Source organism: Skermanella sp. TT6 (assembly GCF_016653635.2).
Lineage (GTDB): Bacteria > Pseudomonadota > Alphaproteobacteria > Azospirillales > Azospirillaceae > Skermanella > Skermanella cutis.
The window spans coordinates 707922-733813 of the sequence record NZ_CP067421.1; the positions used below are offsets into that span (position 1 = coordinate 707922).

The 25892-nt window shown below is 69.5% G+C and carries 19 protein-coding genes and 3 pseudogenes; 13 read left to right on the top strand and 9 right to left on the bottom strand.

From position 1 onward, the window contains the following. The first annotated feature begins 17 nt into the window (after positions 1–17). Positions 18–1226, top strand: coding sequence for a glycosyltransferase family 4 protein (locus IGS68_RS31155; RefSeq protein WP_201082157.1), 1209 nt, complete (start codon positions 18–20; stop codon positions 1224–1226). After that, entirely contained in the window at positions 1227–2690 is a 1464-nt protein-coding gene (locus tag IGS68_RS31160; RefSeq protein ID WP_201082159.1) for a lipopolysaccharide biosynthesis protein, read from the top strand. It abuts the gene before it with no gap. A gap of 32 nt (positions 2691–2722) precedes the next feature. Here the strand turns inward: IGS68_RS31160 and IGS68_RS31165 are convergent, their stop codons facing one another. The 4 genes from IGS68_RS31165 to IGS68_RS31180 all read right to left on the bottom strand — a co-directional run bounded on the left by IGS68_RS31165 (position 2723) and on the right by IGS68_RS31180 (position 7118). Then, positions 2723–4930 carry a hypothetical protein gene (locus tag IGS68_RS31165; RefSeq protein ID WP_201082161.1) on the bottom strand — a complete coding sequence of 736 codons (2208 nt, stop codon included), beginning with the start codon at positions 4928–4930 and terminating at the stop codon, positions 2723–2725. 84 nt (positions 4931–5014) lie between these two features. Further along, positions 5015–5443, bottom strand: a complete 429-nt coding sequence (locus IGS68_RS31170) for a GtrA family protein (RefSeq protein ID WP_201082163.1) — start codon at positions 5441–5443, stop codon at positions 5015–5017. After that, a complete protein-coding gene (locus tag IGS68_RS31175; protein ID WP_201082165.1) occupies positions 5440–6153 on the bottom strand; it encodes a class I SAM-dependent methyltransferase in 714 nt (237 codons plus the stop codon). Before IGS68_RS31175 ends, IGS68_RS31170 begins: the two co-directional genes overlap by 4 nt. Before the next feature lie 5 nt (positions 6154–6158). Then, positions 6159–7118: a glycosyltransferase gene (locus tag IGS68_RS31180; protein ID WP_201082167.1), complete on the bottom strand. Its 960-nt coding sequence runs from the start codon at positions 7116–7118 to the stop codon at positions 6159–6161. A 414-nt stretch (positions 7119–7532) separates the two neighbouring features. On the opposite strand from IGS68_RS31180, the gene IGS68_RS31185 reads away from it, so the two are divergent. Further along, positions 7533–7883 (top strand): hypothetical protein, encoded by a 351-nt coding sequence (locus IGS68_RS31185; RefSeq protein ID WP_201082169.1) that lies wholly within the window; start codon positions 7533–7535, stop codon positions 7881–7883. Positions 7884–7932: 49 nt separating this feature from the next. Further along, on the top strand, positions 7933–8376 hold the full coding sequence (locus IGS68_RS31190) for a methylglyoxal synthase (RefSeq protein ID WP_247881448.1): 444 nt from the start codon (positions 7933–7935) through the stop codon (positions 8374–8376). A gap of 21 nt (positions 8377–8397) precedes the next feature. Here IGS68_RS31190 and IGS68_RS35805 read toward each other — a convergent pair. The 5 genes and pseudogenes from IGS68_RS35805 to araD form a co-directional block, all read right to left on the bottom strand. Further along, positions 8398–9594, bottom strand: a pseudogene (locus tag IGS68_RS35805) (ATP-binding protein); the annotation flags it as partial. A 24-nt stretch (positions 9595–9618) separates the two neighbouring features. Beyond that, positions 9619–11106 (bottom strand): annotated as a pseudogene (locus IGS68_RS35810) (PAS domain S-box protein); the annotation flags it as partial. A gap of 600 nt (positions 11107–11706) precedes the next feature. Beyond that, positions 11707–12426: a ribonuclease activity regulator RraA gene (locus IGS68_RS31200; RefSeq protein WP_201082175.1), complete on the bottom strand. Its 720-nt coding sequence runs from the start codon at positions 12424–12426 to the stop codon at positions 11707–11709. A gap of 85 nt (positions 12427–12511) precedes the next feature. Next, positions 12512–13282: an aldolase/citrate lyase family protein gene (locus tag IGS68_RS31205; protein WP_201082177.1), complete on the bottom strand. Its 771-nt coding sequence runs from the start codon at positions 13280–13282 to the stop codon at positions 12512–12514. Between the two features lie 49 nt (positions 13283–13331). Next, the gene (gene araD / locus IGS68_RS31210; protein ID WP_201082179.1) at positions 13332–15065 is read right to left on the bottom strand and encodes an L-arabinonate dehydratase; all 1734 of its coding nucleotides are present in this window, start codon (positions 15063–15065) and stop codon (positions 13332–13334) included. Between the two features lie 207 nt (positions 15066–15272). Between araD and IGS68_RS31215 the strand changes: the two genes are divergently transcribed. The 9 genes and pseudogenes from IGS68_RS31215 (at position 15273) to IGS68_RS31255 (ending at position 25858) form a co-directional block, all read left to right on the top strand. After that, a complete protein-coding gene (locus IGS68_RS31215; protein ID WP_247881449.1) occupies positions 15273–16355 on the top strand; it encodes a LacI family DNA-binding transcriptional regulator in 1083 nt (360 codons plus the stop codon). Between the two features lie 126 nt (positions 16356–16481). After that, positions 16482–17234 carry a FadR/GntR family transcriptional regulator gene (locus IGS68_RS31220; protein WP_201082183.1) on the top strand — a complete coding sequence of 251 codons (753 nt, stop codon included), beginning with the start codon at positions 16482–16484 and terminating at the stop codon, positions 17232–17234. Positions 17235–17292: 58 nt separating this feature from the next. Continuing rightward, entirely contained in the window at positions 17293–18198 is a 906-nt protein-coding gene (gene kdgD, locus IGS68_RS31225; RefSeq protein ID WP_201082185.1) for a 5-dehydro-4-deoxyglucarate dehydratase, read from the top strand. A 67-nt stretch (positions 18199–18265) separates the two neighbouring features. Next, entirely contained in the window at positions 18266–19777 is a 1512-nt protein-coding gene (locus IGS68_RS31230) for an ABC transporter substrate-binding protein (RefSeq protein WP_201082187.1), read from the top strand. Positions 19778–19847: 70 nt separating this feature from the next. Continuing rightward, positions 19848–20771: an ABC transporter permease gene (locus tag IGS68_RS31235; protein ID WP_201082189.1), complete on the top strand. Its 924-nt coding sequence runs from the start codon at positions 19848–19850 to the stop codon at positions 20769–20771. Then, a complete protein-coding gene (locus tag IGS68_RS31240; protein WP_201082190.1) occupies positions 20768–21694 on the top strand; it encodes an ABC transporter permease in 927 nt (308 codons plus the stop codon). The genes IGS68_RS31235 and IGS68_RS31240 overlap by 4 nt, the downstream gene beginning before the upstream one ends. Beyond that, a complete protein-coding gene (locus IGS68_RS31245; RefSeq protein WP_201082191.1) occupies positions 21691–23382 on the top strand; it encodes an ABC transporter ATP-binding protein in 1692 nt (563 codons plus the stop codon). Before IGS68_RS31240 ends, IGS68_RS31245 begins: the two co-directional genes overlap by 4 nt. Then, positions 23379–24297, top strand: a pseudogene (locus tag IGS68_RS31250) (dihydrodipicolinate synthase family protein). Before IGS68_RS31245 ends, IGS68_RS31250 begins: the two are co-directional and overlap by 4 nt. Positions 24298–24331: 34 nt before the next feature. Continuing rightward, positions 24332–25858, top strand: a complete 1527-nt coding sequence (locus IGS68_RS31255) for an ABC transporter substrate-binding protein (protein ID WP_201082192.1) — start codon at positions 24332–24334, stop codon at positions 25856–25858. Positions 25859–25892: the final 34 nt, after the last annotated feature.

Genomic DNA, 25892 nt, shown 5'->3' on the forward strand with positions numbered 1-25892 from the left:
ATCCGACCGGAGATGACATGAAGATCGGCATGATATCCACCGAGTTCCCGCCGGCGATCGGCGGCATGCAGGTGATGGCGTTCAACCTGGCGCAGGGCCTGTCCCGGCGCCACGACCTCGTCGTGTACACGCGCAGGAACCAGGGAGTCCCGGCGGCGGGCCTCGCCATCGAGCCGGTCCTCGCCGCCGACATCAGGCACGACCTGCGGCCCCTGGCGGCGGCCGACGTCGATGTCTGGCTGGCCATGAATGCCGGATACGGTGCCCTGGCGGGGCGCTTGCCCAAGCCGATGGCGGTGGTCTGCAACGGCAACGACTTCCTGACGCCCTGGGTGATCGACTATCCCCGCCAGATCGACTTCCTGGAGGGAAAGCCCCATGTCTGGCGGTATGCCCATCCCCTCCGGCAGGCATGGCGCCGCCGGCTCCTCCGCCGAGGGCTTTCCCGTGCCGCGGCCGTGCTGCCGATCAGCGAGCATTCCAGGGACCTGGCCGTCCGCAGGTTCGGCCTCGACGGCGACCGGACCGTCATCCTCCATCCCGGGGTGGAGGACAGGTTCTTCCAGACCCGGACGCCTGCCGCGGCCGGGTCCCTCAGGCTGCTGACGGTATCGAGGCTGGATATCCATAACCGGCGCAAGAACGTCGACGGCGTCCTGCGCGCGGTCGCCGAACTCAGGCGTGGGATGGATATCCGCTACACGGTGGTGGGCGACGGAAACGACAGGCCCCGCCTCGAGGCCCTGGCCGGAGAACTCGGCATCGCCGATGCCGTGAGGTTCACCGGAAAGCTGGACGAGGCCGAACTCCTCGCCGCCTACCGGGAAGCCGACCTGTTCGTGCTGGCGGGCCAGGCCTCGGAAACCGACGTCGAGGGGTTCGGGATCGTCTATATCGAGGCCATCGCGGGCGGGGTCCCGGTGCTGTGCAGCCGGAGCGGCGGAGCCGTCGACGCCGTGCGGGACGGGGAGACCGGGATCCTGATCGAGCGGTCCGACGCCACGTCCATCGCCGAGGGGATCCGGCGTTTCCAGGCCGCCCGGTCCGGGTTCGACCCCGCCCGGATCAGCGCCCATGCGGAGAAGTTCCGGTGGAGTGCCGCGATCGACCGGGTCGATGCGGTGCTGGCGTCCGTGCTCCGCGGCGGCGTTCCGCGGGGCGCCGCGGTTCCCGTGGAAATGCCGGCCGGCGCGGCGCGCCGGGCGGACAGCGTGGGGATGACCTGAATGTCCGTCCGCCGTTCGCTCTTCATCCAGTTCCTCAACAGCTACAGCGCCGCGGGCATATCCTTCGTCTCCATCATCATCCTGGCGCGCCTGCTCACGCCGCAGGAGATCGGCATCTTCTCGGTGTGCATGGCGTTCGTCGGGTTCCTGCATACGCTGCGGGATTTCGGGATCGGGGCCTATCTCCTCCAGGAGAGGAACCTCGATGCCGAGATCCTCCGGAGCGCCTACGGGCTGGCGCTCCTGTTCGGCTGGACGGCCGCCGCCGTGCTGGCCCTGTCCAGCGGGCTGGTGGCCGATTTCTTCAACGAGCCGGGCGTCAGGTCCGTGACCCTGGTCCTGGCGGTCAATTTCCTGCTGATCCCGCTGGGCAGCCTGGCGATCCCGCTGCTGAAGCGCGACATGCACTTCGTGAGCATCATGAAGATCAATGTCGCGGTGAGCTTCGCCTACGCCGTCTCCACGATCCTCTTCGCCCTGCTCGGCGCGGGGTACATGAGCATGGCGTGGGGGACCCTGGTCAGCACCGTGGTGAACGTGGCGGGCAGCCTGGCGGCCCGTCGGGACCTGATCGGGATACGCCCGAGCCTGCGGCATGCGCGGCGCATCATCTCGTTCGGCGCCTACTCCGTCGGCTCCAACTTCATCGTGGCCTTCGGTCCCAACGGCACCGAGATCGTCATCGGCCGCATGCTGGGGCTCAGCGCCGTGGCCCTGCTGGGCAAGGGACGCAGCCTGATCACGCTGTTCCAGCAGGCCATCATGGCCTTCATCATGCCGGTGGCGGGCGCCATGTTCGCCCGCCAGTCGCGCGACGGAAGCGATGTCGGGAAATCCTTCCTGCAGGTGATCGGCTACCTGACGGCGATCGGCTGGCCGAGCTACATCTTCATGGGCTTCATGGCCTTCCCGATCATCGACATCCTGTTCGGGGACCAGTGGTACGAGGCGGTGCCGGTAGCCCAGATCTTCTGCATCGCCTACAGCATCGCGCTGCTGCACAGCATGAACAACATGACGATGGAAGCCTGCGGGCATGCCAGGGCCGCTTTCCGGTACCAGATCATCCTCTATCCGCCGACCGTCCTCCTGGTCATCGCCGCCGCTCCCTTCGGCCTCGTGGCCGTGGCCGGCACGACGATCATTTCCGCCACGGCCGGCCTGATCCTGTCGTACATGTTCCTGGGAAAGGTGATCAACATCCGGGCAGGGCAGGTCGCCCGGGCGGTGCGCAAGAGCGCGCTGGTCGCCGCCATCACCTCCGTCCCGCCGGCGGCGGTCTATTTCTGGGGCGGGATCGGCCCGGGAAACACCGTCATCCCGCTGCTTGCCGCCGCCGTCATGACGGGTCTGGTCTGGCTGGCCGCCGTCTTCGCCACGGACCACGAGATCAAGCAGGAAATCCTGAGGCTGATGCGTAGCGTCCTCGAGCAGATGCGCAGGATGGTGGGCTCGGCCGCTTGAGGGGCCCCCGCCCGGGACCGGCGCCGCCTCGCCTACGGCGAGCCCCGACGCCGGAACCGGGTCCGCAGGAGCCAGGCGGCCAGCAGCCCCAGGCCGCCGCTGGCCGCCAGCCACCCCGCCGTCCCTCCGGGCGGATCGAAGCGGACCCGCAGTTCGCCGGACGGATCGTCAGGCAGCACCACCGAGACCAGCACGCCCAGATAGGCCTCGACCGGCAGCGGCCGGCCGTTCAGCTCGGCCCGATAGCCCGGATAGGCGGCGCGGGCGAGGACCAGCCGTCCCCCCCGGTAGGCCGGGCCGGCGCTAAGGACATGGCGTTCCTCCCGGTCCGAGACGACCGGCGTCCTGTCCACGGCGACGCCGGGCGGCAGCCATGACAGGTTGCCGCCGCCGGCCGGAAGCGGCTCGCGCCGCCGGAACTCCGTCATGAAGCGCCCTTCCGCGGCGACGAGCCATCGGTCCGGCTTGTGGGCCAGGAAGGCATCGAGGTGGCTGCTTCGGCTGACCGAGATCCGGTCGATCCGGGCCAGATCCGCCAGGTCCAGGCCGGTCTCCGCATCCCGCCGGAACAGCTCGGCGGCGGCATCCGGGCAGGTCCAGCCGAACAGCCCCATGCACAGGCGCTGGGCCAAGCCCCTGGGCGAGATGGGCGAATAGCCGTTGATCATCCCGCCTTCCCCGAGCAGGAAGGCATTGCCGGACGTCGCCTCCTCCATGACGTCGGCCCGTCCCGAGCTCACATGGCCGGCCAGTTGCAGCGACCGTCCCCCGGCCGCCGCCTCGCCCTCGACGAAGGCGGGCGGGCGCTCCGGGAGAACCATCCTGCCCAGGATGTTGTTGTGGGGCCAGGCGGCGTGGGTGGCGACCGTGAAGCACAGCGACGAGGCGACCAGGAAGGCGCCGACCGGCGTCCCGCGCGTCCGGACCATGGCCGCCAGGACGAGGGAGAAGCCCAGGTGCAGGGCGAAGAACCCGGCGTGCAGGCGCCAAAGGTCAGGCTGCTGCTGCACCGACAGGACGAACATCACCAGGCTCAGCGCGCCCAGGATCACGCCGGTGCCGAGGCCGGATCCGGCCCCGGTCGGGCGCGGCCCGGCCCGCGTCGCCCGGTGGAGCAGGACCAGGCAGGCCAGCGCCAGGCAGAGATGGAACCAGGGAAGATACCGGAACGGATACCGGAACGGGCCGAGCTGGTCGGGTCCCTGGGCCAGGACCGCGAAACACAGCGCCGCCGCGAACGGAAGCAGCGCGGCCGGCGCGATCAGGCAGCGCCTTGCGAGGCAGATCAGGACGACCGGCAGGGCGAACCAGGCGGTCAGGTAAAGCGGCGGCGTCACCGACCGGACGCCGCCGTAGGTGTTGAGCAGGCTGGCATGCGACGGGAAGGAGAACTTCAGCAGGTCACCCAGCAGGGCCGTGTTGAAGCCGTTGTTGGACCAGCCCCGGGGCCGCATCGAGTCCTCGACCAGGGCCGCCACGGGAAGGATCGCCGGCAGCGAGACCAGCACTCCGCACGCCACCGACACCGCCAGCGCCGCGGCCGGCCTGAAGCTGCCGGTCCTGTACCGGCGCTCGCCGGCGAGAACCGCGGCCCACACGGCGACGGCGATCGCCGCCTGCGGGAATCCGGACGTCAGCGTCAGGAAGATCGCCGCGGCTGCCGTGACCGCGTGGCGCGGATCCTCCGTCGCCCTGACCAGGAACGCCATGGCCCAGGTGGACCAGGCGAAGGCCACCAAGTGGGATATCCAGGATGCGGCGAACCAGTACACCAGCATATTGTTGGTGGAGACCACCACGGCCGCCACGACGGCCAGGTCGTTCCGCAGGCCGACGGCCCGGGCCAGCAGGAAGGTCCCGAGCGAGCAGAGGGCGAGATGGAAGACCGAGAAGACGAAGGCCGCGGCCGCGGGGTCCGACATCCGGTGGATGGCCCAGTACAGCAGCAGCGACACCGGATTGTAGACGGCGTACTGGTACTCCCCGACCAGATTGCCGCCGAACCAGGTCCTGAGGCTGATCGCCGGCCAAGTGCCCTGGGCCAGCTGTCCGCCGATCTCCATGAACATCGGCATGAAGTAATGCTGCATGTCGTCGCGGAAGAAGAACCCGGGCTCCCCCAGTTCAGCGACGATGCCGCCCGCGACGGCCAGCAGGACGGCAAGGCTCGCCATGGCGGCGGTGGAGAGGCCGCGGGAGCCGGTCCACGCCCGCGGCGCAAGGATGTTCAGGTGCGTCATGGCCATTTCACCCTGTCCCGCCGACCGCGGGGCCGGACGCGGCGCTCACGGCCGGACCCGTGCGTGGGCGGCGGCGTCCCGCGCTCACTCCTGCATCCGGAAGCTCCAGAGGGCGTTGACCAGGTAGCTGGCCGGCGGGTAGCCGACGGCGACCGAGAGTGCCGCGACGCGGTGATCGAAGCGCAGCAGGTCGGTCAGCACGAGGCTCAGGGCCGTGCTCAGCGCCAGGAGGATGCCGGAGCAGATCAGGAAGCGCCGCAGATGGCGTTCGTGATCGCCGGACAGCCCGAAGGTGAAGCGGTGGTGGCCGACATAGGAGAAGGCCGTGGCCGCCAGGAGCGCCAACACGTGCGCGGCGGCCGGGGCGATGCCGGTCCGCTCGCCCGGAAGCCCGATGCTGATCAGGAGGTAAAGCAGGGTGGCGCAGCCCCCGACCAGGGCGAAACGGACCATGGCGCCGAGGGACAGGGCCCGGCGCCATCCGGGTCCGTGACGGGGACCCCGCCATCTCACGGTGCCGTCCAGATGGCGACCACGGTCTTGCCGAGGCTCCGGCGCAGGAGAGGGTCGAGACCCCGGGACAGCGGCACCATCATCCGGTCCCATAGGCGGATCTGTCCGGCCGTCGGCATGCTCGACCGCAGCAGCAGTCGGTTGCCCAGCGAGGCCAGCATGCCGACGCTGTCGAGGTAGAAGGCCGTGGCCATGCGCAGTCCCGGCGGCTCCAGGGCGAGCAGGGACTTGCGGTCATAGCGCCGGTAATGGCCGATCTCCCGGTCGAACGCGGTGAACAGGAACTGATGCGCCGGGGCCAGCACGATCAGGTGGCCGCCCGGTTCCAGGCGCGCGGCCGCGCGCGCCAGTTCCGCACGGTCATCCTCGATATGCTCCAGCACGTCGATGTAGAGGACCGTGTCGAACCGGTCCTCGGCGCCAAGGTCGGCCACCGTGCCGGTCACCACGCGGCAGCGATCCGGCAGCCGGCCGGCATCCACCGACCGGCGCAGCCGGTCGCTCAGGGCGGGATCCGGCTCCAGGCAGACCCACTCGATCGCCCGTCCGGTGACCAGCACCTCCGTGGTCCCGCCGATCCCCGCGCCGACCTCCAGGACGCGGCCGGTCACATAGCCGCCCAGGCGGCTGCCCCAGTACGTCTTCCAGCGCTCCGCGGACCGGAACAGCTCCAGTTCGGATCCGGCGTAGGAAAAGCCCGTCGTGTCCATGTTCCTCATCGTCTGGCAAGGGTGGTGCAGTCCCGGATGAACCGCAAGGCGTCCGTCGCCGGGATCGTGCTGCGGGCGGACCGGCCGCTGAGGTTCAGGAAGACCGCGACCACGGAGAACATCACCGTCTGGGACAGCAGGATCAGCAGGATGCCCGACACGGTGGATGTCCAGCCCGGGACCGCCAGGTCCGTCAGCAGGCGGACCAGCATCACGGTCACCAGACCCGCGGCGCAACCCACGGCCAGCAGCAGGGACAGCAGGAGCATCCTGACGAACGCGGCCTCGCTGAAGGCCGAAACCGCGCTCAACCCATGGGTCACCAGCGAGACCAGGTTCATCTTGGAGCGGCCGGCGTAGCGGGTCCCGCGGGGCAGGTCCTCCCTGCGGATCAGCAGGCGGGACTTGATCAGGGCGGCGGCCAGGTGGTTCCAGGCGTCGGGAAGATGGACGATCCGTTCGAGCGCGCTGGCCGGGATCAGGCAGAAATTGCCGAAATCGATGCGCCTGCCGGTGATCGCGGCGAAGGCCGCCTTGTAGAGCGAATAGAAGGTTCGGAAGACCAGCCCCTCGGATCTTTCGCACCGGCGGGCAACGATCACATGGTCGGGATGGCGATGGTGCTCGCGCATCAGGCGGAGCAGATCCTGCGGCCGGTCCTCGCCGTCCCCGTCCATCACGCACACGACGTCGAAGGTGCCGCGCCGGTGGATCTCGGCCAGGGCGGTGGCGATGGCCCGCTGGTGCCCGAGATTGCACGCCAGGCGAACCAGCTCGACGCGCTCTATGGCGCGCAGGCCGCCGACCGGGTTGGACGCGGACGGTACCGGATCGGTAGAGCCGTCGTCCACCGGCAGCACCTCGACCGAGGCGTTGGCTCCGGCCAGGACACGGTCCAGTTCCCGCACCAGGATGACGAACGAGTCCCAGTCGTTGAAGATCGGAATGACAACCGCGATGCGCATGATGATCCGGTCCGGCAATGGGGGGTACGGTATCGTGCTCCGCCGGTCGGCGGGCCCGAGGGGGGAAATGCTGTCGGCCTGGAGCATCCGCGGGTGATCGGGCCTGCGGGTTGATCGCGGCGCGCCGTCGCGCGCCGGTGGCCGCGGCCGCTGCGGTGACGTGCGCCGGGACACGGGTTCGAGGCCCATGGCCGGGCCTGCCGATCAATAATCGTCAAAATCCGATGACGCCGGTGATCCACAACAGGAGTACAAGAATCCCCGGTACGCCAAGCAACCAAAGCAAGAGAGGCATCATTTTTCTCCAGGTTCACGTATGGCTTTCCGCCGTCTGTTATCCAGCTACGGCGCAAGGGTCGTCCGGCTGCGTTTTGCTGGCACGGCCGAAGGACTCGCGGGATAGACACCCCCGGGATGGAGACGGTTCCATCGAAATTTACGGTCGGCTCGATCGGCACGCCCCGTCGCGGCGAAGCCCGACGGCGTCAGGCTGACCGGCGGGGCGCTTGCGCCGGCGCGACCGTGGACAGGCGGACCACGGGCGGCGCGAACCTGGAGGAGGGCCGCAACGCCCGGAACGGCCAGTACTGCCGGGTGTTCCCGCAGACCATCGACGTCGACGGCCGGCCCGAGCAGGGTACCGGGCGGGCGCGCCAGCGGCAGGACGGTTCCTGGCAGATCGTCGGCTGGCCTCCGGCGGGGTCGGACGGATCCGGGGGCGGTGATCGCCGAAGGCGCGCAACGCCTTCGGGGCGGGACGGTTGACCGCTTCGCGGAACCGAAGTCCCGTCCGCCCCCTTGAGCCGGAGATATGATGGAAGCCTCGAAACGGATCGCCCTGGTCGCCCACGACTCCATGAAGGAGGAACTCCTCGCCTGGGTCCGGCACAATGCCGGCACCCTCGAGGCCCACCGGTTCTGGTCCACCGGGACGACCGGGTCCAGGATCAAGGAGGCGTGCCCCGAGCTCGAGGTCACCGCCCTGAAGTCCGGCCCGCTCGGCGGGGACCAGCAGGTCGGCGCCATGATCGCCGACGGCGGCCTCGACATCCTGCTGTTCTTCACCGACGCCCTGTCGCCTCACCCCCACGACGCCGACGTCCAGGCGCTGACCCGCCTGTCCACGCTCTACAACGTCGCCCTGGCGACCAACCGGACGACGGCCGATTTCCTGATCACCTCGCCGTTCTTCGGAAAGTCTTTCCAGCCCACCGGCGGCGGGGACGGGACGCCCGCCCATCCGGACGCGCGGGGCTGATGCCCCGGGGTTCCGGGCGGGTCATGCCGGCCGGCCGTCCCGGAGTCCGAGGGCCGGCGCCGGAACCTTGTGCCCCCGGATCGCGGCCTCCAGCGCCGCGGCGAGGCCGGCCATCCGGTAGGGCTTCGCGATGACCCGGATGCCTTCCGCGACGGCGCCGGCGGCCGAGGCCTCGTAGCCGGTCGTGAGCAGCACGGGTAGGTCCGGCCGGCGGAGCCTGAGTTCCCGCGCGAGGGCGACGCCGCTCATGCCGCCGGGCATCATGACGTCGGAGAACACCGCATCGACCGTACGGCCGTCCGCCAGGGCGCCGAGGGCGGCCGCGGCGCTCGCGACCCGGGTCACCTCGTAGCCCAGCGAGGCCAGCATCTCCTCGGCCAGGGCGGCGACCTCGTCGCCGTCCTCCACCAGAAGCACGTGGCCCAGCGCCGCGATCTCCCGCAGCTCTCCGGGATCCAGGAGGGGACGGGCGGGCCTGTTCGGCGCCTTCGCCGACCGGGGCAGCAGAACCGTCACCGTCGTGCCCCGGCCGGGTGCGGTGTCGATGTCGACACGGCCGCCCGAGGCCTGGGCGAAGCCGAACGCCTGGGCCAGGCCGAGGCCGGATCCCTTGCCGACCTCCTTGGTCGTGAAGAACGGCTCGAAGACCCGGGCAGCGACATCGGGCGTCATCCCGGTCCCGTCGTCGGCGACGCTCAGCCGGACGAAGTCGCCCCGCAGGTCACCATTTTCCAACCCCGGGGCGTTCCGGGCCGCGAGGGTGATCGTTCCGCCGCCCGGCATGGCATCGCGGGCGTTGACGCAGAGGTTCAGCACGACGAGCTCGAGTTCGCCCGGATCAGCCTCGACCGGCCAGAGGCCGGGCGGAAAACGGGTCCGGATCTGGATGTCGCCCCGCAGCGACCGGTCGAGCAGTTCGCGCATGCCGCCGATCTGCCCCGCGAGGTCGACCGGCTCGGACCGCAGCGGCTGGCGCCGGGAGAACGCCAGCAGCTGGCGGGTGAGGGACGCGCCGCGCTCGACGGCCTGGTGCATACCGTCGAGCAGCCGCTGGCGGCGGGCCGGCTCCATGCTGCGGTCGAACATGCCGAGCCCGCCCGACAGGACCTGGAGCAGGTTGTTGAAGTCGTGGGCGACGCCGCCGGTGAGTTGGCCGATGGCCTCCATCTTCTGCGCCTGGCGCAACTGCTCGGAGGCGCGCTTCTGCTCGGTGACGTCGCGCCCTTCCGCGATGAGATGGTAGAGCCGCCCGGCGCCGTCGTGAACCGGCTTGACCGAGAAGTCGATGGTCGCGCGCACGTCGCCCGCGCCGCGCATCCCATGCTCCTCGCGCACCACCTCGCCGGCCGCGGCGCGCCGGATCGCGTCGCGGACCGCCGCCTGGAGCGCCGGATCGCCGCGCATCGGCGCGGCGAGCCAGAAGGGCCGTCCGACGATGTCCTCCGGTCCGATCCTGCTCCAGGCCATGGCGGTCCGGTTCACTTCCTCGACCGTCCCGTCCGGCGCGAGCAAGGCCATGAACTGGAATGTGGAGTCGAAGATCGTACGGAAGCGCCGTTCGCTTTCGGCCAGCGCCTCGGTGCGTTCGGCCACCCGCATTTCCAGCTCTTCGCGGGCCGATTTCGCGTCCGTGATGTCCACGCTGCAGCCGGTGTAGCCGAGGAACTCGCCATAGTCGTCGAAACGGGCGACGCCCTCGCAGCGCAGCCAGCGGACCTGTCCCCGGCGATCCACGACGCGGGTCTCGTGCCGGAACGGCCCCCGGGCCTGGAAGGCCGCGGCGAAGGCGCCGGTGTACGCCTCCAGGTCCTCCGGCAGGACGACCGCTGTCCAGCCCTCGCCGAGCATGTCGGCGGCCGGCCGGCCGAACAGGTAATCGTAGTGCATGTTCGCGAAGGTGAGGCTCCCCTCGACATCCGTCATCCAGATCAGGGCGGGCGCCGAGTCCGCCATGTGCCGGAAGCGCGCCTCGCTCTCGCGCAGCGCCGCCTCGGCCCGCCGACGGTCGGTCAGGTCGATCGAGACCGCGATCACGGACGTCAGCCGTCCCGCATCGTCGCGGATCGCGCTGACGCTGTTGTTGGCCCACACGCTGGAGCCGTCCGGCCGCACATAGCGCTTCTCGATCTCGAAGGCCTCGCCGCCGTCCACCAGATGCTGGAAAAGGACCGCGTTGCGCGGCAGGTCGTCGGGATGCGTGATGTCGTGCATGCGCAGGCCGAACAGTTCACCGCGCGGGCGACCGACGGCTTGGCAGTAGCGGTCGTTGACGGCGAGGAAACGGCCGTCGGGATCGCAGATCGCGAGTCCGGCGGCGGCCTGTTCGAAGAAGGCCAGGAACTCCCGGTCGCGCGCCCTCAGCTCCGCCTCCATGCGGCGGTGCTCGGTGACGTCGCGGCAGATCGCGGACACGCCGACGATCGAGCCGTCGCCGGCCTGCATCGGCGCGAGCGTCACCATTGCGTCCACGTGACGGCCGTCCTCGCGCCGGCCGGACAGCTCGAAGCTTATGGTCTCGCCCCGCGCCGCCTGGCCGAAGCGCCGCGGGGACTCGCCGGCGTCGTCCGGCATGAGGAACCCCGCCGATCGTCCGACCGCCTCTTCCGCCGTGCAGGCGAAGATTCGCTCCGCGCCGGGGTTCCAGGTCAGGATGGTGCCGTCGAGGGCGAAACTGATGATTCCGTCGGGAGACGAGGCGACCACGGCGGCCAGGTGCGCGTTGGCGACCATTACGCGGCGGTCCTCCGGTCCCGCAGCCGCTTCCAGGCAGCCGGCTTGGCTCCGATCCTCAGGACCATGTCGTCATCCAGGTATTCGCTTTCACAGTCATGGAGGGAAAGCTTCGACTGAAGAATAAACATCGATGCGCCGTAATGCCAACATCGATATTGTCCATCGTCATTGCCCTCGCGGCGCTCAATGTAGCATCGATATTGCCAAGCACGTCAGGGCGTATTTCAGGTGTGGCGCATGCTACATTGCGCCTTGCGACTGGTGCCGGGCGGCGTTCCGCCGACTACGGAAGCGCATCGGACTATGGGCTGGCAGAAAGGCATTTCAAGAGTACGGGAAGATCGCCGGATGGGGTGACCGCCTCGCCGTACGCTTGCCCGCCGCCGTCGTCGTGACCTTGGACCTGAAGGAAGGCGACGAGACCGTAATCCATGCCGCCGACGAGTGAAGCTTCGACATCGAGCGCGACCGGAGCCGCGAGAGAGCCCTGGAGCGGATCCGCTCCTTTCGCGGCGATTCCCATCCGATAGCGTGCGGACCGGATCGACTCCGCCGGCTCCCCGGGGCTGTGCGGCAACCCCGGGAAGGAATTTGCCGTCAGCGGCCGTTGGCCCTGCGCCAGTGGGCGAACTGCGTGCGGTTCTCCTCCTCGGTCGCGGGATAGAGGCCGAGGATCGAGCGTCCCGCCATGACCTGCTCGGCGACGAAATCCTCGAACGCCGTCATCTCCACGGCTTCGTCGGCGATCTCGTCGGCCATGCCGGCCGGAATGACGATCACGCCTTCGGCATCGCCGACGATCACATCGCGGGGAAAGACCGGCGCATCGCCGCAGCCGATCGGCACGTCGATGTCGATCGCCTGGTGCAGGGTCAGGTTGGTCGGGGCCGACGGGCGCTTGTGATAGGCCGGAAAATCCAGCGCCGCGATGTCCGGCGAGTCCCGGAAGCCGCCATCGGTGACGATGCCGGCGACGCCGCGCTTCATCAGCCGGGAGACCAGGATCGACCCGGCGGACGCCGCCCGGGGATCCTTGCGGCTGTCGATCACCAGGACGGCGCCTTCCGGGCACTCCTCCACCGCCTTGCGCTGGGGATGTCCGCGGTCCTGGAACACGCTGATCGGGTTCAGGTCCTCGCGGGCGGGAATGTAGCGGAGCGTGTAGGCCTCGCCCACCATCGGCGCGTTGGCGGGATTGAGCGGCCGGACGTCCTGGATAACCTGGTTGCGCAGCCCCCGCTTGAACAGGGCGGTGGCCAGGGTCGCGGTGCTGACGGTCTTCAGCTTCTCGCGCGTTTCCGGCTTGAGGGTGGTCATATCGAAGGTCCCCGGTTCCACGGAATTGGCTTTCCCTCCCCGGCGGGACCGCCGCGGGGGAGGGGGCTGGGGTCGCTCGCCGGGCTCAGGCGGGATTCCTGAACCGGGCGGCAAGCTGTTCGGAGGTGCGGGCCAGCAGGCCCACGTCGGAGCCGACCGCCGTGAACAGGCAGCCGCGCTCGATGAAGCGGCGGGCCAGGGCCTCGTCGCCGGTCAGGATGCCGGGAGCCTTGCCGCACGCCTTGATCCGGTCGATCGCGTCCTCGATGGCTGCGGTCACGTCGGGGTGGCCGGGCTGGCCCAGGTAGCCCATGTCCGAGGACAGGTCGCCGGGGCCGATGAACACGCCGTCGACTCCCGGAACGGCGGCGATCTCCTCCAGGTGGCCCAGGGCTTCGCGGGTCTCGACCTGCACCAGCACGCAGGTCTCCTCCGCGGCGCGGGCGTAGTAGTCCTTGACGCGGCCGAACCGCGACGCCCGCGAGGCGGAGGCGAACCCGCGGACCCCGTCCGGCGGATAGCGGGTCGAGGCGACCGCCTGCCGGGCCTCCTCGGCGTTCTGGACATAGGGGATCAGGAAGGTCTGCACCCCGGCGTCCAGGTAGCGCTTGATCGTCACCATGTCGTTCCACGGCGGACGGACGATCGGGTGCGCCGTCCCGCCCACCGCCGCCTGGAGCTGGCTGTAGACCATGGGCAGGTCGTTGGGCGCGTGCTCCGTGTCGATCAGCAGCCAGTCGAACCCCGATCCGGCCAGGATCTCGACGGAGATGTGGCTGGACAGGCTCGACCACAGGCCGATCTGCTGGCGGCCTTCCGTGATCGCCTTCTTGAAGCTGTTGATGGGCATGTCCATGGCGTTTCCTCGTCGCGTTATTGCTTGGCGGCCCTGGTCGATGGACCGGTCAGTGGATTTCCGGCTCTCCCGCGGGGGCGGTCGAGGCTCCCGTCTCCAGGAACTTGAAGTCGCAGCCCTCGTCGGCCTGGCTGACGAACTGCGAGAACATCGCGCCGTAGCCGCGCTCGAACCGGGGGGCGGGAGCCTTCCACGCCGCGCGCCGGCGGGCAAGCTCGTCCTCGCCGACCCGCAGCTCCAGCCGGCGGGCGGGAATGTCCAGCTCGATCACGTCGCCGTCCCGGACCAGGGCCAGCGGGCCGCCCACGAAGGATTCCGGCGCCACGTGCAGCACGCAGGCGCCGTAGCTGGTGCCGCTCATGCGGGCGTCGGAGATCCTGAGCATGTCCCGCACGCCCTGCTGGAGCAGCTTCCTCGGGATCGGCAGCTGACCCCATTCCGGCATGCCGGGTGCCCCCAGCGGGCCGGCGTTGCGCAGCACCAGCACCGAGGTCGCGTCCACCTCCAGGCCGGGATCGTCGATCCGGGCCGCCATGTCGTTGTAGTCGTCGAACACCACGGCCTTGCCGGCGTGGCGGTGCAGGTGGGGCTCGGCGGCGGGCGGCTTGATCACGGCGCCCTTGGGCGCCAGGTTGCCGCGCAGCACCGCCAGGCTGTCCGATGCGACCACCGGATTGTCGAGCGGCCGGATCACGTCGTCGTTGAAGACCTTGAAGCCCTCGATGTTGGCGCCGAGCGCCAGGCCGTTGACGGTCAGGCAGTCCCGGTGGATCAGGTCGCCCAGCCGCGCCAGCATCGCGCGCAGTCCGCCGGCATAGTAGAAGTCCTCCATCAGGTGTTTGCCGGACGGGCGGATGTCGGCCAGCAGCGGCGTCCTGCGCGCCAGCTCGTCGAACCGCTCCAGCGTCAGCTCCACGCCGGCCCGGCGGGCCATGGCGATCAGGTGGACCACGGCGTTGGTCGAGCCGCCCAGCGCCAGCACGGTGGTGACCGCGTTGTCGATGGATCGCGGCGTGACGATGTCCGACGGCTTCAGGTCGTCCCAAACCATGTCGACGATGCGCTTGCCGGTCAGCGTCGCCATCGCGGCGTGGCGCGAGTCCGGCGCCGGGATCGACGACGCGCCCGGCAGCGTGAAGCCCAGGGCCTCGGTGGCGCCGGTCAGGGTCGAGGCGGTGCCCATGGTCATGCAGTGGCCGGCGGAGCGGGCGATGCCCTGCTCGACGCCCTGCCAGTCGTCCTCGGTGATGTTGCCGGCGCGCAGTTCGGCCCAGTATTTCCAGCTGTCGCTGCCCGAGCCGAGCACCACGCCGCCCCAGTCGCCGCGCAGCATCGGGCCGGCCGGCATGAAGATGGTCGGCAGGTCCATGGAGAAGGCGCCCATCAGCAGCGCCGGCGTGGTCTTGTCGCAGCCGCCCATCAGGACGCAGCCGTCCGCCGGGTACGAGCGCAGCAGCTCCTCGGTCTCCATGGCCAGGAAGTTGCGGTAGAGCATCGTGGTCGGCTTCTGGAACGGCTCCGACAGGGACATGGCCGGCATCTCGACCGGGAAGCCGCCCGCCTGCCAGACGCCGCGCTTGACCTCCTCGACCCGCTGCTTGAAGTGGGTGTGGCAGGGGTTGATGTCGCTCCAGGTGTTGATGATGGCGATCACCGGCTTGCCGGCATAGTCGGAGCGGTCGTAGCCCATCTGGGCCGTGCGCGACCGGTGGCCGAACGACCGCAGGTCCTTGACCCCGTACCAGCGATGACTGCGAAGCTCCTCTGGTTTCTTGCCAGACATTCCCTGTTTCCCTCCCGCGCCTGCCCGCGCGTTTGACCGGCAGCCGTTATGATAACGCTAACAGAGCCATGGTAGCGATACCCGCCAATTCATAAAAGCACTTTTTGCCGCGGTTTCGGGGCAGGCGGTATCCCTTGGAAGGGGATCGGAGCGATGATAATGTCAGCGCTATCTACAGGACGAACATCTTGCAAGGCAGGCTTTCCCGTGGCCCGTTCCGCCCCCGCGCCGTCCCGCCGAAAAACTGCCGACGGCAAATCCGCAGCGGAGCGGCCGGGCGGCCGCGCCTCCAGCCGGTCGTCCGGCAGCGTGACGCTGAGCGACGTGGCCAAGCTCGCCGGCGTGTCGCCGATCACGGTGTCGCGCGTGCTCAACCGGCCGGAACTGGTGACCCAGAATACCATCGACGTCGTGCGCGAGGCCATCGCGCGGACCGGCTACGTTCCCAACCTGCTCGCCGGGGGGCTTGCCTCGAAGCGCAGCCGCCTGGTCGCCGCGATCGTCCCGACCATCGCGAGCTCGATGTTCGCCGAAACCGTGGAGGCGCTGACCGACAAGCTGGGCGAGTCCGGGTATCAGGTGCTGCTCGGCCTTTCGGGCTATCCGGCGATCCGTGAGGACGGCCTGCTGGACGCGATCCTGGGTCGCCGGCCCGACGGCATCCTGCTGACCGGCATCATGCATTCGCCCGCGACCCGGCAGCGCCTGCTCGCCGCCGGGATCCCGGTGGTGGAGATCTGGGACTACACGCCCACGCCGATCGACACCCTGGTCGGGTTCTCCCACGAGAAGGCGGGGGACGCGGTCGCCCGTCATCTCCTGGGCAAAGGCCGCCGACGACTGGCCGTGGTCGGCGCGGACGACGACCGGGCGATCCTGCGGCGGAACGGTTTCCGCGCGGCCCTGGCCGGGCAGGGCATCACCGACGTGCCCGCTGTCACCGTCCCGGCCCCGGGCACCCTGCGGACGGGCCGCGACGGCATGGCGCGGCTGCTGGACGGCGGCGCCCGTCCGGACGCGGTCTTCTGCAGTTCCGACATCGTTGCGCAGGGCGTACTGGCCGAGGCCCAGTCGCGCGGGATTTCGGTTCCCGGCGACTTGGCGGTCATGGGCTTCGGCGATCTCGACTTCGCAGCCTATACTTTCCCAGCGCTGTCGACCGTGCGGATCGACCGGCGGGCCATGGGGCGGATCGCCGCCGAAACCATGCTGGCCCGCATGGAGGACCGGGGCGACATCGAGCGCGTGATCGACATCGGCTTCGAGGTGATCGAGCGCGCCAGCACCTGACTGCCGCCCCGGCGCTGTCGAGCTATATGATGTATGATCAATCAGCCGGCTTGCGCCGGACTCATATGATGAGTAGTAATTCGGCGGCGCTGGCCGGTCACGGACAGCAGGTTCGGGAGAAGGGAAATGGCGATCGTCGCACGAGCCGGGGCCCGCAAGACCCTGAGCGCCCAGGTGGTCGAGGCGCTGCGGCGCCAGATCGAGGAGGGCGACTACGCGCCGGGGGACAAGCTGCCGGCCGAGCCGGTGCTGGTCGAGCGCTTCGGATTCAGCCGGACGGTCATCCGCGAGGCCATCGCGGCGCTCCGGGCCGACGGCCTGGTCGAATCGCGCCACGGCGCCGGCGTCTTCGTGCTCGGGTCCCGGCGGACCCTGGAAAGCCCGGAGCTGTTCACCCAGGCGACCGACAAGATCTCCGACATCATCGAGGAGCTGGAGCTCCGCATCGGCATCGAGGTCGAGGCGGCGGGCCTCGCAGCCCTGCGCAGCTCGCCCGCCCAGGAGGCGGAGATCCAATCCCAGCTCGAGATCTTCGGCGACCTGGTCGAGCGCGGGCTGCCGACCGACCAGGCCGATTTCGACTTCCACATGGCGATCGCGCGGGCGACCAACAACGGCCGGTTCAAGGCCTTCCTGGAGCATGTCGGCCGCCGGATCATCCCGCGGGTGAAGTTCCGCAGCGTCATGGGCGGGGTCGATCCGCTGCCGAGCCGGGACAGGATCCTGTTCGCGGAGCACACCGAGGTGGCGGAAGCGATCTGGGCGCGCGATCCCGAGCGCGCGCGGGAGGCGATGCGCCGGCACCTGCTCGGCGGCATCAAGCGCTACCGGGCCCTGACCCGCCCGAAGCCACCGCCGGGCGAGCCCGGTAAAGCTTGACAGTTCCGCCATATCATCATACGACTTTGAAAAGGTCATATTATGAGAAGGGTGGTGGATGTCTCCCGCTGAAATCAAGTCGCGCCTGTCGTCCGGCCTGTTGTCGTTCCCGGTCACCCATTTCGACGCCGAGCTGCGCCTGAACCTGGACAGCTACGGACGCCATGTCGAGTGGCTGTCCGGTTTCGGCGCCGCGGCGCTGTTCGCCGCCGGCGGCACGGGGGAGTTCTTCTCGCTGTCCCCGCAAGAGATCGCCGACGTGACCCGCGCCGCCAAGGCGGCTTCCGGCGACGTGCCCATCATCGCCGGCTGCGGATACGGCACCGCGCTGGCCACGGACATCGCCGCGAAGGCCGAGGAGGCCGGGGCCGACGGGCTGCTGCTCCTGCCGCACTACCTGATCGGGGCGCCGCAGGAGGGCATTCACCGGCACGTCAAGGCCGTCTGCCGGTCCACCGGGCTCGGCGTGATCCTCTACAACCGGGCCAATTCCGTGGTGAAGGCCGATACCCTGGCCCGGCTGGCGGACGAGTGCCCCAACCTCATCGGGTTCAAGGACGGCACCGGCCAGATCGACACGGTGCGCGCGATCACCGCCAAGCTGGGCGACCGGCTCTGCTACATCGGCGGCATGCCGACCCACGAGCTCTATGCCGAGGCCTTCAATGCGGTCGGGGTCACGACCTATTCGTCGGCCGTGTTCAATTTCGTCCCCGAGCTGGCCCAGCGCTTCTACCGGGCGATGCGCGGCAACGACGCCGCCACCATGGAAGCCATCCTGAAGGATTTCTTCTTCCCGTTCGCGGCGATCCGCGACCGGCAGCCGGGATATCCGGTGTCGATCATCAAGGCCGGCGTCGAGATCATCGGCCGCACTCCCGGCCCGGTACGCCCGCCGCTGACCGATCTCACGCCCGAGGAGAAGGACATGCTCCGGACCCTCGTGACCCGGACCGCCGGCTGAGCGCGGCTGCCCGGACCCGCCCCGGAGACGGCGGCGGCCCCAGACAAAAAAACACGGAGGAAACACCATGACACCCAGAGGTGTGCTGTCCGTCGCCTGCGCCATGCTGATGGCATCGGCGGCCCTTCCCGCGGCGGCCCAGACGGCAGGCGACGCCATCACTGTCGTCCTGCCGGAGCAGCCGGGCAACCTGGAGCCGTGCGGCAGCATCATGACCAATGTCGGCCAGATCCTGAACCAGAACGTCACGGAACCCCTGACGGTCATCGACCCGGAGAACGGGACGCCCCGGCCCAAGCTCGCGACGTCGTGGGAACGGGTGGACGACACGACCTGGCGCTTCCGCCTGCGCGACGGGGTGAAGTTCCATGACGGCGCCGACTTCGACGCCGAGGCGGCGGCCTTCTCGATCCGGCGGATGACCAGCGGGGCCTTCACCTGCAACAACATCGCCAAGTTCGGCAGCGCGAAGCTGACGGTGACCCCGGTGGACAAGTCCACACTGGAGATCCGGACCGGGATGCCGGAACCGATCCTGCCGGCGCTGCTGAGCGTCGCGATGATGGTCTCGCCGAACACGCCGGCCGACCGGGCGGTCAACGATCCGGTCGGCACCGGACCCTACGAGCTGGAAACCTTCACGCCGCAGACGGTCGTCGTGGAGCGGTTCGACGGCTACTGGGGCGAGACGCCCGACATCGCCAAGGCGACCTATGTCTGGCGCGCGGAGTCCTCGCTGCGGGCCGCGATGGTCCAGACCGGCGAGGCCCAGCTGACGCCCGCGATCGCCATCCAGGACGCCACCAACCCGGAAACGGACTTCTCCTACCTGAATTCCGAGACGACCGCGATCCGGATCGACACCGGCAAGGCGCCGCTCGACGACGTGCGCGTCCGCAAGGCGCTCAACCTCGCGATCGACTGGCAGGGCATGGCGGAGCTGTTCGGCGACGACGTGCTGCGCGCCTCGCAGATGGTCGTCCCCGGGATCAACGGCCACAACGCCGCCCTCGAGCCCTGGACCTCCGATCCGGACCGGGCGGCGGCGCTCCTGGAGGAGGCGCGCGCGGACGGCGTCCCGGTCGAGACCGAGATCAAGCTGATCGGCCGCAACGGCATCTATCCCAACGGCAACGAGGCGCTGGAGGCGATGATGACGATGTGGGAGGCCGTCGGCTTCAACATCGACCTGACCATGCTCGACGTGGCGGACTGGACCCGGTACCTGCAGAAGCCCTTCCCGTCGGAGCGCGGACCGACCCTGCTGCAGGTCATGCACGACAACAACAAGGGCGACGCCGCCTTCACGATCCCGATCTTCTACCATTCGTCGGGACAGTACGCGACCTTCGCCGACCCGAGGCTGGACGCCCGGATAGACGAGGCGCTCGACCTGACCGACGAGGCCCGGACCAAGGCCTTCCAGGAGATCCTGACGGAAGTGCATGACGGGATCGCGGTGGACATCCCGATGTTCCACATGATCGGCTATACCCGCGTCGGACCCGGCCTCGACTGGCGCCCGAACCTGACGACCAACAGCGAGATCCCCCTCGCGGAAATCCGCCTGAAGAAGTGACGCCGATCCGCGCCGCCGCCCGGCGGCGGCGCGGCGGCCCGCTTCCGCATCTCCGACAAGGGAAATCCGGATGTTCGGTTACCTCGGAAAACGCGCCCTTCACAGCGTCGTCTCGGTCCTGGGACTGCTGGTGCTCGTCTTCTTCCTGACGCGGCTGACCGGCGACCCGTCCTATCTCTTCCTGCCCCTCGACGCGACGCCGCAGGCGCGCGAAGCCTTCTCCCGGCTCCACGGCTTCGACCAGCCGCTCTACGTCCAGTTCTTCGATTATCTCGGCGACCTGCTCCGTCTCGATTTCGGGGAGTCGCTGCGCCAGAACCGGTCGGCGATGGAGGTGGCGCTGGAGGCCTTTCCCCAGACGCTGAAGCTCGCCGTGCTGGCGATGACCTTCGCCGTCGCCCTGGCGCTGGTCGTCGGGTCGCTGGCGGCGGCGAAGCCCGGGAGCCCGTTCGACCGGTTCGCCAGCCTGGTGTCGCTGGCCGGGGCCAGCGCCCCGGACTTCTGGGTGGCGATCGTCGGCATCCTGGTCTTTGCGGTCAGCCTCGACCTGCTGCCGACCTCCGGGACCGGCTCCGCGGCGCACTGGATCATGCCGGTTGCCGTCCTGATGCTGCGGCCCTTCGGCCTGCTCGTCCAGGTCGTCCGCGGCACGATGATCGGCGCACTGTCGTCGCCCTACGTCAAGACGGCGCGGGCCAAGGGGGTGAGGCGCCGGAAGATCATCTTCGCCCACGCGCTGCGCAATTCCCTGCTGCCGGTCGTGACCGTGGCGGGCGACCTCGCCACCAGCCTGGTCAACGGCGCGGTCGTCGTCGAGACCGTGTTCGGATGGCCGGGCATCGGCAAGCTGATGATCGACGCCATCATCCAGCGCGACTTCGCGGTGGTGCAATCGACCGTGCTGGTCACGGCGACCGCCATCTTCCTCCTGAACATCGCGATCGACATCCTCTACGCCGTTCTCGATCCGCGCATCCGGTACCAGACGTCATGACCGTGATCCCGACCGACGCGAAGGCGGCGCCCGGCGAGCCGGGCAGGGCCCGGGTCCTCCTGGGCTATCTCGTCCACGACAAGCTGGCGCTGCTCTCCGCCCTGTACCTGCTGTTCCTGATCGCCGCGGCGATCGTCGGCCCGCTGCTGGTCGGCGACCTGGCGACCAAGCTGGGCCTGCGCCAGCGCAACCTGCCGCCGTTCACGCTCGACCAGGGCTGGGCCTACGTGCTGGGCGCCGACACCCTCGGCCGCAGCATCCTCGCCCGCCTGGTGGTGGGCGCGCAGAACACCCTCGGCATCGCCGCGGCTGCCGTGCTGACCTCCGCCCTGGTCGGCGGCACGCTGGGCCTGGTGGCCGGCTACTCGAACCGATGGTACAGCCAAGCCATCATGCGGCTGGCCGACATCGCCATGAGCTTCCCGTCGCTGCTGCTGGCGCTGATCGTGCTCTACACGCTGGGGCCGAGCATCCCCAACCTGATCATCGTCCTGGCGATCACCCGGGTGCCGATTTACCTGCGGACCACCCGCGCCGAGGTGCTGGAACTGCGCGAGCGCATGTTCGTGAGCGCCGCGAAGGCGATGGGGGCCGGCTCGCTGCGCATCGTGCTGCGGCACATAGCGCCGCTGGTGGCGCCCACGCTGGTCACCATCGCCGCGATCGACTTCGCCGCGGTCATCCTGGCGGAATCGGCGCTCAGCTTCCTCGGGCTCGGCATCCAGCCGCCGCAGTTCACCTGGGGCGCCATGGTCGCGACCGGGCGGGGCTACCTGGCGAGCGCCTGGTGGGTCGCGTTCTGGCCCGGCTTCGCGATCCTGCTGACGACGCTTTCGCTGAACCTGTTGTCGAGCTGGGCCAGGACGGTCGCCGATCCGCAGCAGCGGTGGCGGCTCCAGACCCTGCGGAGGGCTCCGCGATGACCGGAGGGACGATCCCGAAGAAACCCATCCTGGAGGTGCGGGGGCTGACGGTCGACTTCCTGTCCGACCGCGACCCGTTCCGCGCCGTCAGCTCGGTCGATTTCCATGTCTGCCCCGGGGAAACGCTCTGCATCCTGGGGGAGAGCGGTTCGGGCAAGAGCGTCAGCACCAGCGCCATCATGGGGCTGATCGACACGCCGCCGGGCGACATCGTCGCCGGCCGGATGGTGTTCGACGGCCGCGACCTCTCGGCCATGAGCGCGGAGGAGCGGCGCGACCTGAACGGCCGCCGGATCGCCATGATCTTCCAGGACCCGCTGGCGCACCTGAACCCGGTGCACACGATCGGCCGGCAGATCGCGGAGGTGTTCGAGGCCCACGGCGTCGCCCGGGGAGGCGAGGCGAGGCGGCGGGCGGTCGACCTGCTGCGCCGGGTCGGGATTCCCGATCCGGAACACCGGGTCGACCAATATCCGCACCAGTTCTCGGGCGGCCAGCGCCAGCGCGTGATGATCGCCATGGCCATAGCGCTCCAGCCCTCCGTGATCATCGCCGACGAGCCGACGACCGCGCTGGACGTCAGCGTCCAGGCGCAGATCCTGGAGCTGCTGCGCGACCTCCAGGCCGAGCACGGCATGGCGCTCGTCCTGATCACCCACGACCTGGAGGTGGCGGCCTCCATGGCCGACCGGGTCATGGTGATGAAGGGCGGCCGGATCGTCGAGGAGGGCGAGGCCAGGACGGTCTTCACCCGGCCGAGGCACGATTATACCCGCGCGCTGCTGTCGGCCCTGCCGCATGCCGACGACGCGGACTCCCACCGGCGTTCCGGCACGGCCGCCGGCGAGCCGATCCTGCGGGTCGAGAACATCGTCAAGCGCTACACCCTCGGCACCGGCCTGTTCGGCCCCGCCAGGTACGTCGATGCCGTCAACGACGTCAGCTTCGTGGTCGGCAAGGGCGAGACGGTCGGCATCGTCGGCGAGTCCGGTTCCGGCAAGTCCAGCGTCGCGCGCATCCTGCTGCGCCTCAACGAGCCGACCTCGGGCCGGGCGCTCTACAAGGGGGACGACATCTTCGGCATGGACCGGCGCGCGCTGCTCAAGCTGCGGCGGAAGGTGCAGATGGTGTTCCAGGACCCCTACGGGTCCATGAACCCGAGGATGGACGTGCGCACGATCATCTCGGAACCGCTCCGCATCCACCGCGACATCCTGCCCAAAGCCCGGTGGAACGACCGCGTGGTCGAGCTCCTGGAGCTGGTCGGGCTGAAGGCGGAGCACGCCGCCCGGCACATCCACCAGTTCTCGGGCGGGCAGCGCCAGCGGATCGCGATCGCCCGGGCGCTCGCCAGCGATCCCGAGCTGATCGTCTGCGACGAGGCGGTGTCGGCCCTGGACGTCTCGATCCAGGCGCAGGTGATCGACCTGCTCGCTGACCTGCGGACCCGCTTGGGTCTGTCCTACATCTTCATCACCCACGACCTGCCGATCGTCCGGCACTTCGCCGACCGCATCATCGTCATGAAGCACGGCGAGATCGTCGAGCAGGGCGCCACGCAGGCGTTGTTCTCCAACCCGCAACATCCCTATACGCGCACGCTGCTGAACGCCACGCCCCATCCCAAGTGGGAGACCGGCGCCGCGGTTGGCGCTGCCGCGCTTCCTGACAGGCAGGCACTTCCATGAAATTCGACAATCAGGATCTGCAACGGGCCCTGACCGGCATCTCCGGCATCCTGGTAACGCCGTTCGACGGCGAGGACCGGCTGGCCGCCCGCCCTCCAGGCGCCGATCGTGGACCGCGCGGTGGCGGCCGGCGTCCACATCCTGGTCGCCAACGGCAACACCGGCGAGTTCTACGCCCTGACCACGGACGAGGCGGAGACGATGGTGCGGGCATCGGCGCGCCACGTCGACGGGCGCGTCCCGCTGGTGGCCGGCGTCGGCCGCGCCATCGGGGACGCCTGCCGCCTGGCCAGGGTCTCGGCGGAGGCGGGGGCCGACGCGCTGATGGTCCACCAGCCACCCGACCCCTTCGTGGCGCCGCGCGGCATCGCGGAATACGTGAAGCGCATCGCCGACGCCTCCGGCGGCCTGCCGCTGGTCGTTTATCTCCGCAACGACGCGATCGGGGTCAAGGCCATCGAGGCCCTGTGCGCGGTCGAGGGCGTCGTGGGCGTCAAGTGGGCGACGCCCAACCCCCTGAAGCTGGCCGAGGCCATGGCCGCCTGCGACCCGGACATCGTCTGGGTCGGCGGGCTGGCGGAAGTGTGGGCGCCGCCGCTCTACGCCGTCGGCGCGCGGGGCTTCACCTCGGGCCTGATCAATGTCTGGCCGGAAAGGTCGGTGGCGATCCACGCTGCCCTGGAAAGCGGCGACTACGCCGAGGCGCGCCGCCTGATCGCCGGGATGCGGGCCTTCGAGGACATCCGGGCCCAGGAGATGAACGGCACCAACGTGACGGGCGTGAAGGCGGCGCTGCGCCTGCTCGGACACGACTGCGGTGCCACCCGCCCGCCGTCGGCCTGGCCGCTGACCGAGGCCCAGTCGGCGATGCTGGCCGCCTTCGTCGAGGCCAACGGCCTCCGGCGGCTTGCTTGACGGAAAAGAAAATCAGTCCAAGGGGAGGAAACCAATGAAAACGAAGAAATCCATCAGGGGCACCGCGGCGCTCCTGGCGCCGGCGCTGGCATTGGCCCTGTCGGCGGGTACGGCGCTCGCGGCGCCGGGGGAGATCACGGTCGTCCTGCCGGAGCAGCCGGCCAACCTGGATCCCTGCCGGTCGATCCGAAACGACATCGGCCGCATCATCAACATGAACATCACCGAAACGCTGACCGACATCCAGGCGGAGGAGGGCACCGTCCAGCCCTTCCTGGCGACCGGCTGGCAGCAGGTGGACGACCTGACCTGGCGCTTCACGCTCCGGGACGGCGTCAAGTTCCAGGACGGGGCGGACTTCGACGCCGCGGCCGTCGTCCACACGATCAACCGCCTGATGAATCCCAACCTGTCCTGCGACAGCCGCTCCAAGTTCGGCGACATCAAGCTGACGCCCAAGGCCGTCGATCCCCGGACCGTGGAGATCAGGTCCGATATCCCGATCCCCATCCTGCCGACCCTGATGGGCACGGTCCAGATCGTCTCCCCGAACCTGCCGATGGACAAGGAAACCAACAGCCCGGTCGGCACCGGTCCCTACCGGCTGGACGGCGCATCGCCGGAGCGGGTGGTCCTGGCGCGGTTCGACGGCTATTGGGGGGAAGACCCGGAAGTCGCCCGCGCCACCTTCGTCTGGCGCCCGGAATCCGCCATCCGTGCCGCCATGGTCTCGACCGGCGAGGCCGACCTGACGCCGACCATCGCGGTCCAGGACGCGACCGACCCGGATACCGACTTCGCCTACCTGAACTCCGAGACGACGCGCATGCGCATCGACGCGCAGATGCCGCCGCTGGACGACCGCCGGGTCCGCGAGGCGCTCAACCTCGCCATCGACTGGGACTCGCTGGGCAGCGCCCTGTTCGGCGACGACGTGCTCCGCGCCTCGCAGATGGTGGCGCCGGGGGTCAGGGGACACAATCCCGACATCAAGCCCTGGGGCTACGATCCGCAGCGGGCGAGGGAACTCCTGGAAGCCGCCCGCGCCGACGGCGTTCCGATGGACAAGGAGATCCGACTGATCGCCCGCAACGGCTTCTTCCCCAACTCGGCGGAATCGCTGGAGGCGATGATGGGCATGTGGCAGGAGGTCGGCTTCAACATGACCATGGTGCAGCTGGAGGCCGCGGACTGGGTGCGCTACCTGGACAAGCCGTTTCCGCCGGAGCGGGGGGCGACGCTGTTCCAGCAGCAGCACGACAACAACACCGGCGACGCCGGCTTCACCGCCCCGGTCATGTATTCCAGCGGCGGCCAGTACTCGACCATCGCCGACCCCGAGGTGGACCGGCTGCTCCGGCAGGCGATGAGCGCCACCGGCGACGAACGCGCCAAGCTGTTCCAGGAAGTCTTCGCCCGGGTCCATGACGAGGTCGTGGCGGATGTCCCGATGTACCACATGATCGGGTACACCCGCGTCGGCCCACGCATCGAGGGCTGGCGCCCGACCCTCAAGACCAACAGCGAGATCAGGCTTTCGGAAATCGACCTGAAGGACTGACGATCCGGACGGCGGCGCCCCGACCGGCGGGCGC

Bases quoted from the DNA above. Each gene is read 5' to 3' on its own strand.
- IGS68_RS31155 (WP_201082157.1), top strand. From the start codon at position 18: ATGAAGATCGGCATGATATCCACCGAGTTCCCGCCGGCGATCGGCGGC.
- IGS68_RS31160 (WP_201082159.1), top strand. From the start codon at position 1,227: ATGTCCGTCCGCCGTTCGCTCTTCATCCAGTTCCTCAACAGCTACAGC.
- IGS68_RS31165 (WP_201082161.1), bottom strand. From the start codon at position 4,930: ATGACGCACCTGAACATCCTTGCGCCGCGGGCGTGGACCGGCTCCCGC.
- IGS68_RS31175 (WP_201082165.1), bottom strand. From the start codon at position 6,153: ATGGACACGACGGGCTTTTCCTACGCCGGATCCGAACTGGAGCTGTTC.
- IGS68_RS31180 (WP_201082167.1), bottom strand. From the start codon at position 7,118: ATGCGCATCGCGGTTGTCATTCCGATCTTCAACGACTGGGACTCGTTC.
- IGS68_RS31185 (WP_201082169.1), top strand. From the start codon at position 7,533: ATGGAGACGGTTCCATCGAAATTTACGGTCGGCTCGATCGGCACGCCC.
- IGS68_RS31190 (WP_247881448.1), top strand. From the start codon at position 7,933: ATGGAAGCCTCGAAACGGATCGCCCTGGTCGCCCACGACTCCATGAAG.
- IGS68_RS31200 (WP_201082175.1), bottom strand. From the start codon at position 12,426: ATGACCACCCTCAAGCCGGAAACGCGCGAGAAGCTGAAGACCGTCAGC.
- IGS68_RS31205 (WP_201082177.1), bottom strand. From the start codon at position 13,282: ATGGACATGCCCATCAACAGCTTCAAGAAGGCGATCACGGAAGGCCGC.
- araD (WP_201082179.1), bottom strand. From the start codon at position 15,065: ATGTCTGGCAAGAAACCAGAGGAGCTTCGCAGTCATCGCTGGTACGGG.
- IGS68_RS31220 (WP_201082183.1), top strand. From the start codon at position 16,482: ATGGCGATCGTCGCACGAGCCGGGGCCCGCAAGACCCTGAGCGCCCAG.
- kdgD (WP_201082185.1), top strand. From the start codon at position 17,293: ATGTCTCCCGCTGAAATCAAGTCGCGCCTGTCGTCCGGCCTGTTGTCG.
- IGS68_RS31230 (WP_201082187.1), top strand. From the start codon at position 18,266: ATGACACCCAGAGGTGTGCTGTCCGTCGCCTGCGCCATGCTGATGGCA.
- IGS68_RS31235 (WP_201082189.1), top strand. From the start codon at position 19,848: ATGTTCGGTTACCTCGGAAAACGCGCCCTTCACAGCGTCGTCTCGGTC.
- IGS68_RS31240 (WP_201082190.1), top strand. From the start codon at position 20,768: ATGACCGTGATCCCGACCGACGCGAAGGCGGCGCCCGGCGAGCCGGGC.
- IGS68_RS31245 (WP_201082191.1), top strand. From the start codon at position 21,691: ATGACCGGAGGGACGATCCCGAAGAAACCCATCCTGGAGGTGCGGGGG.
- IGS68_RS31255 (WP_201082192.1), top strand. From the start codon at position 24,332: ATGAAAACGAAGAAATCCATCAGGGGCACCGCGGCGCTCCTGGCGCCG.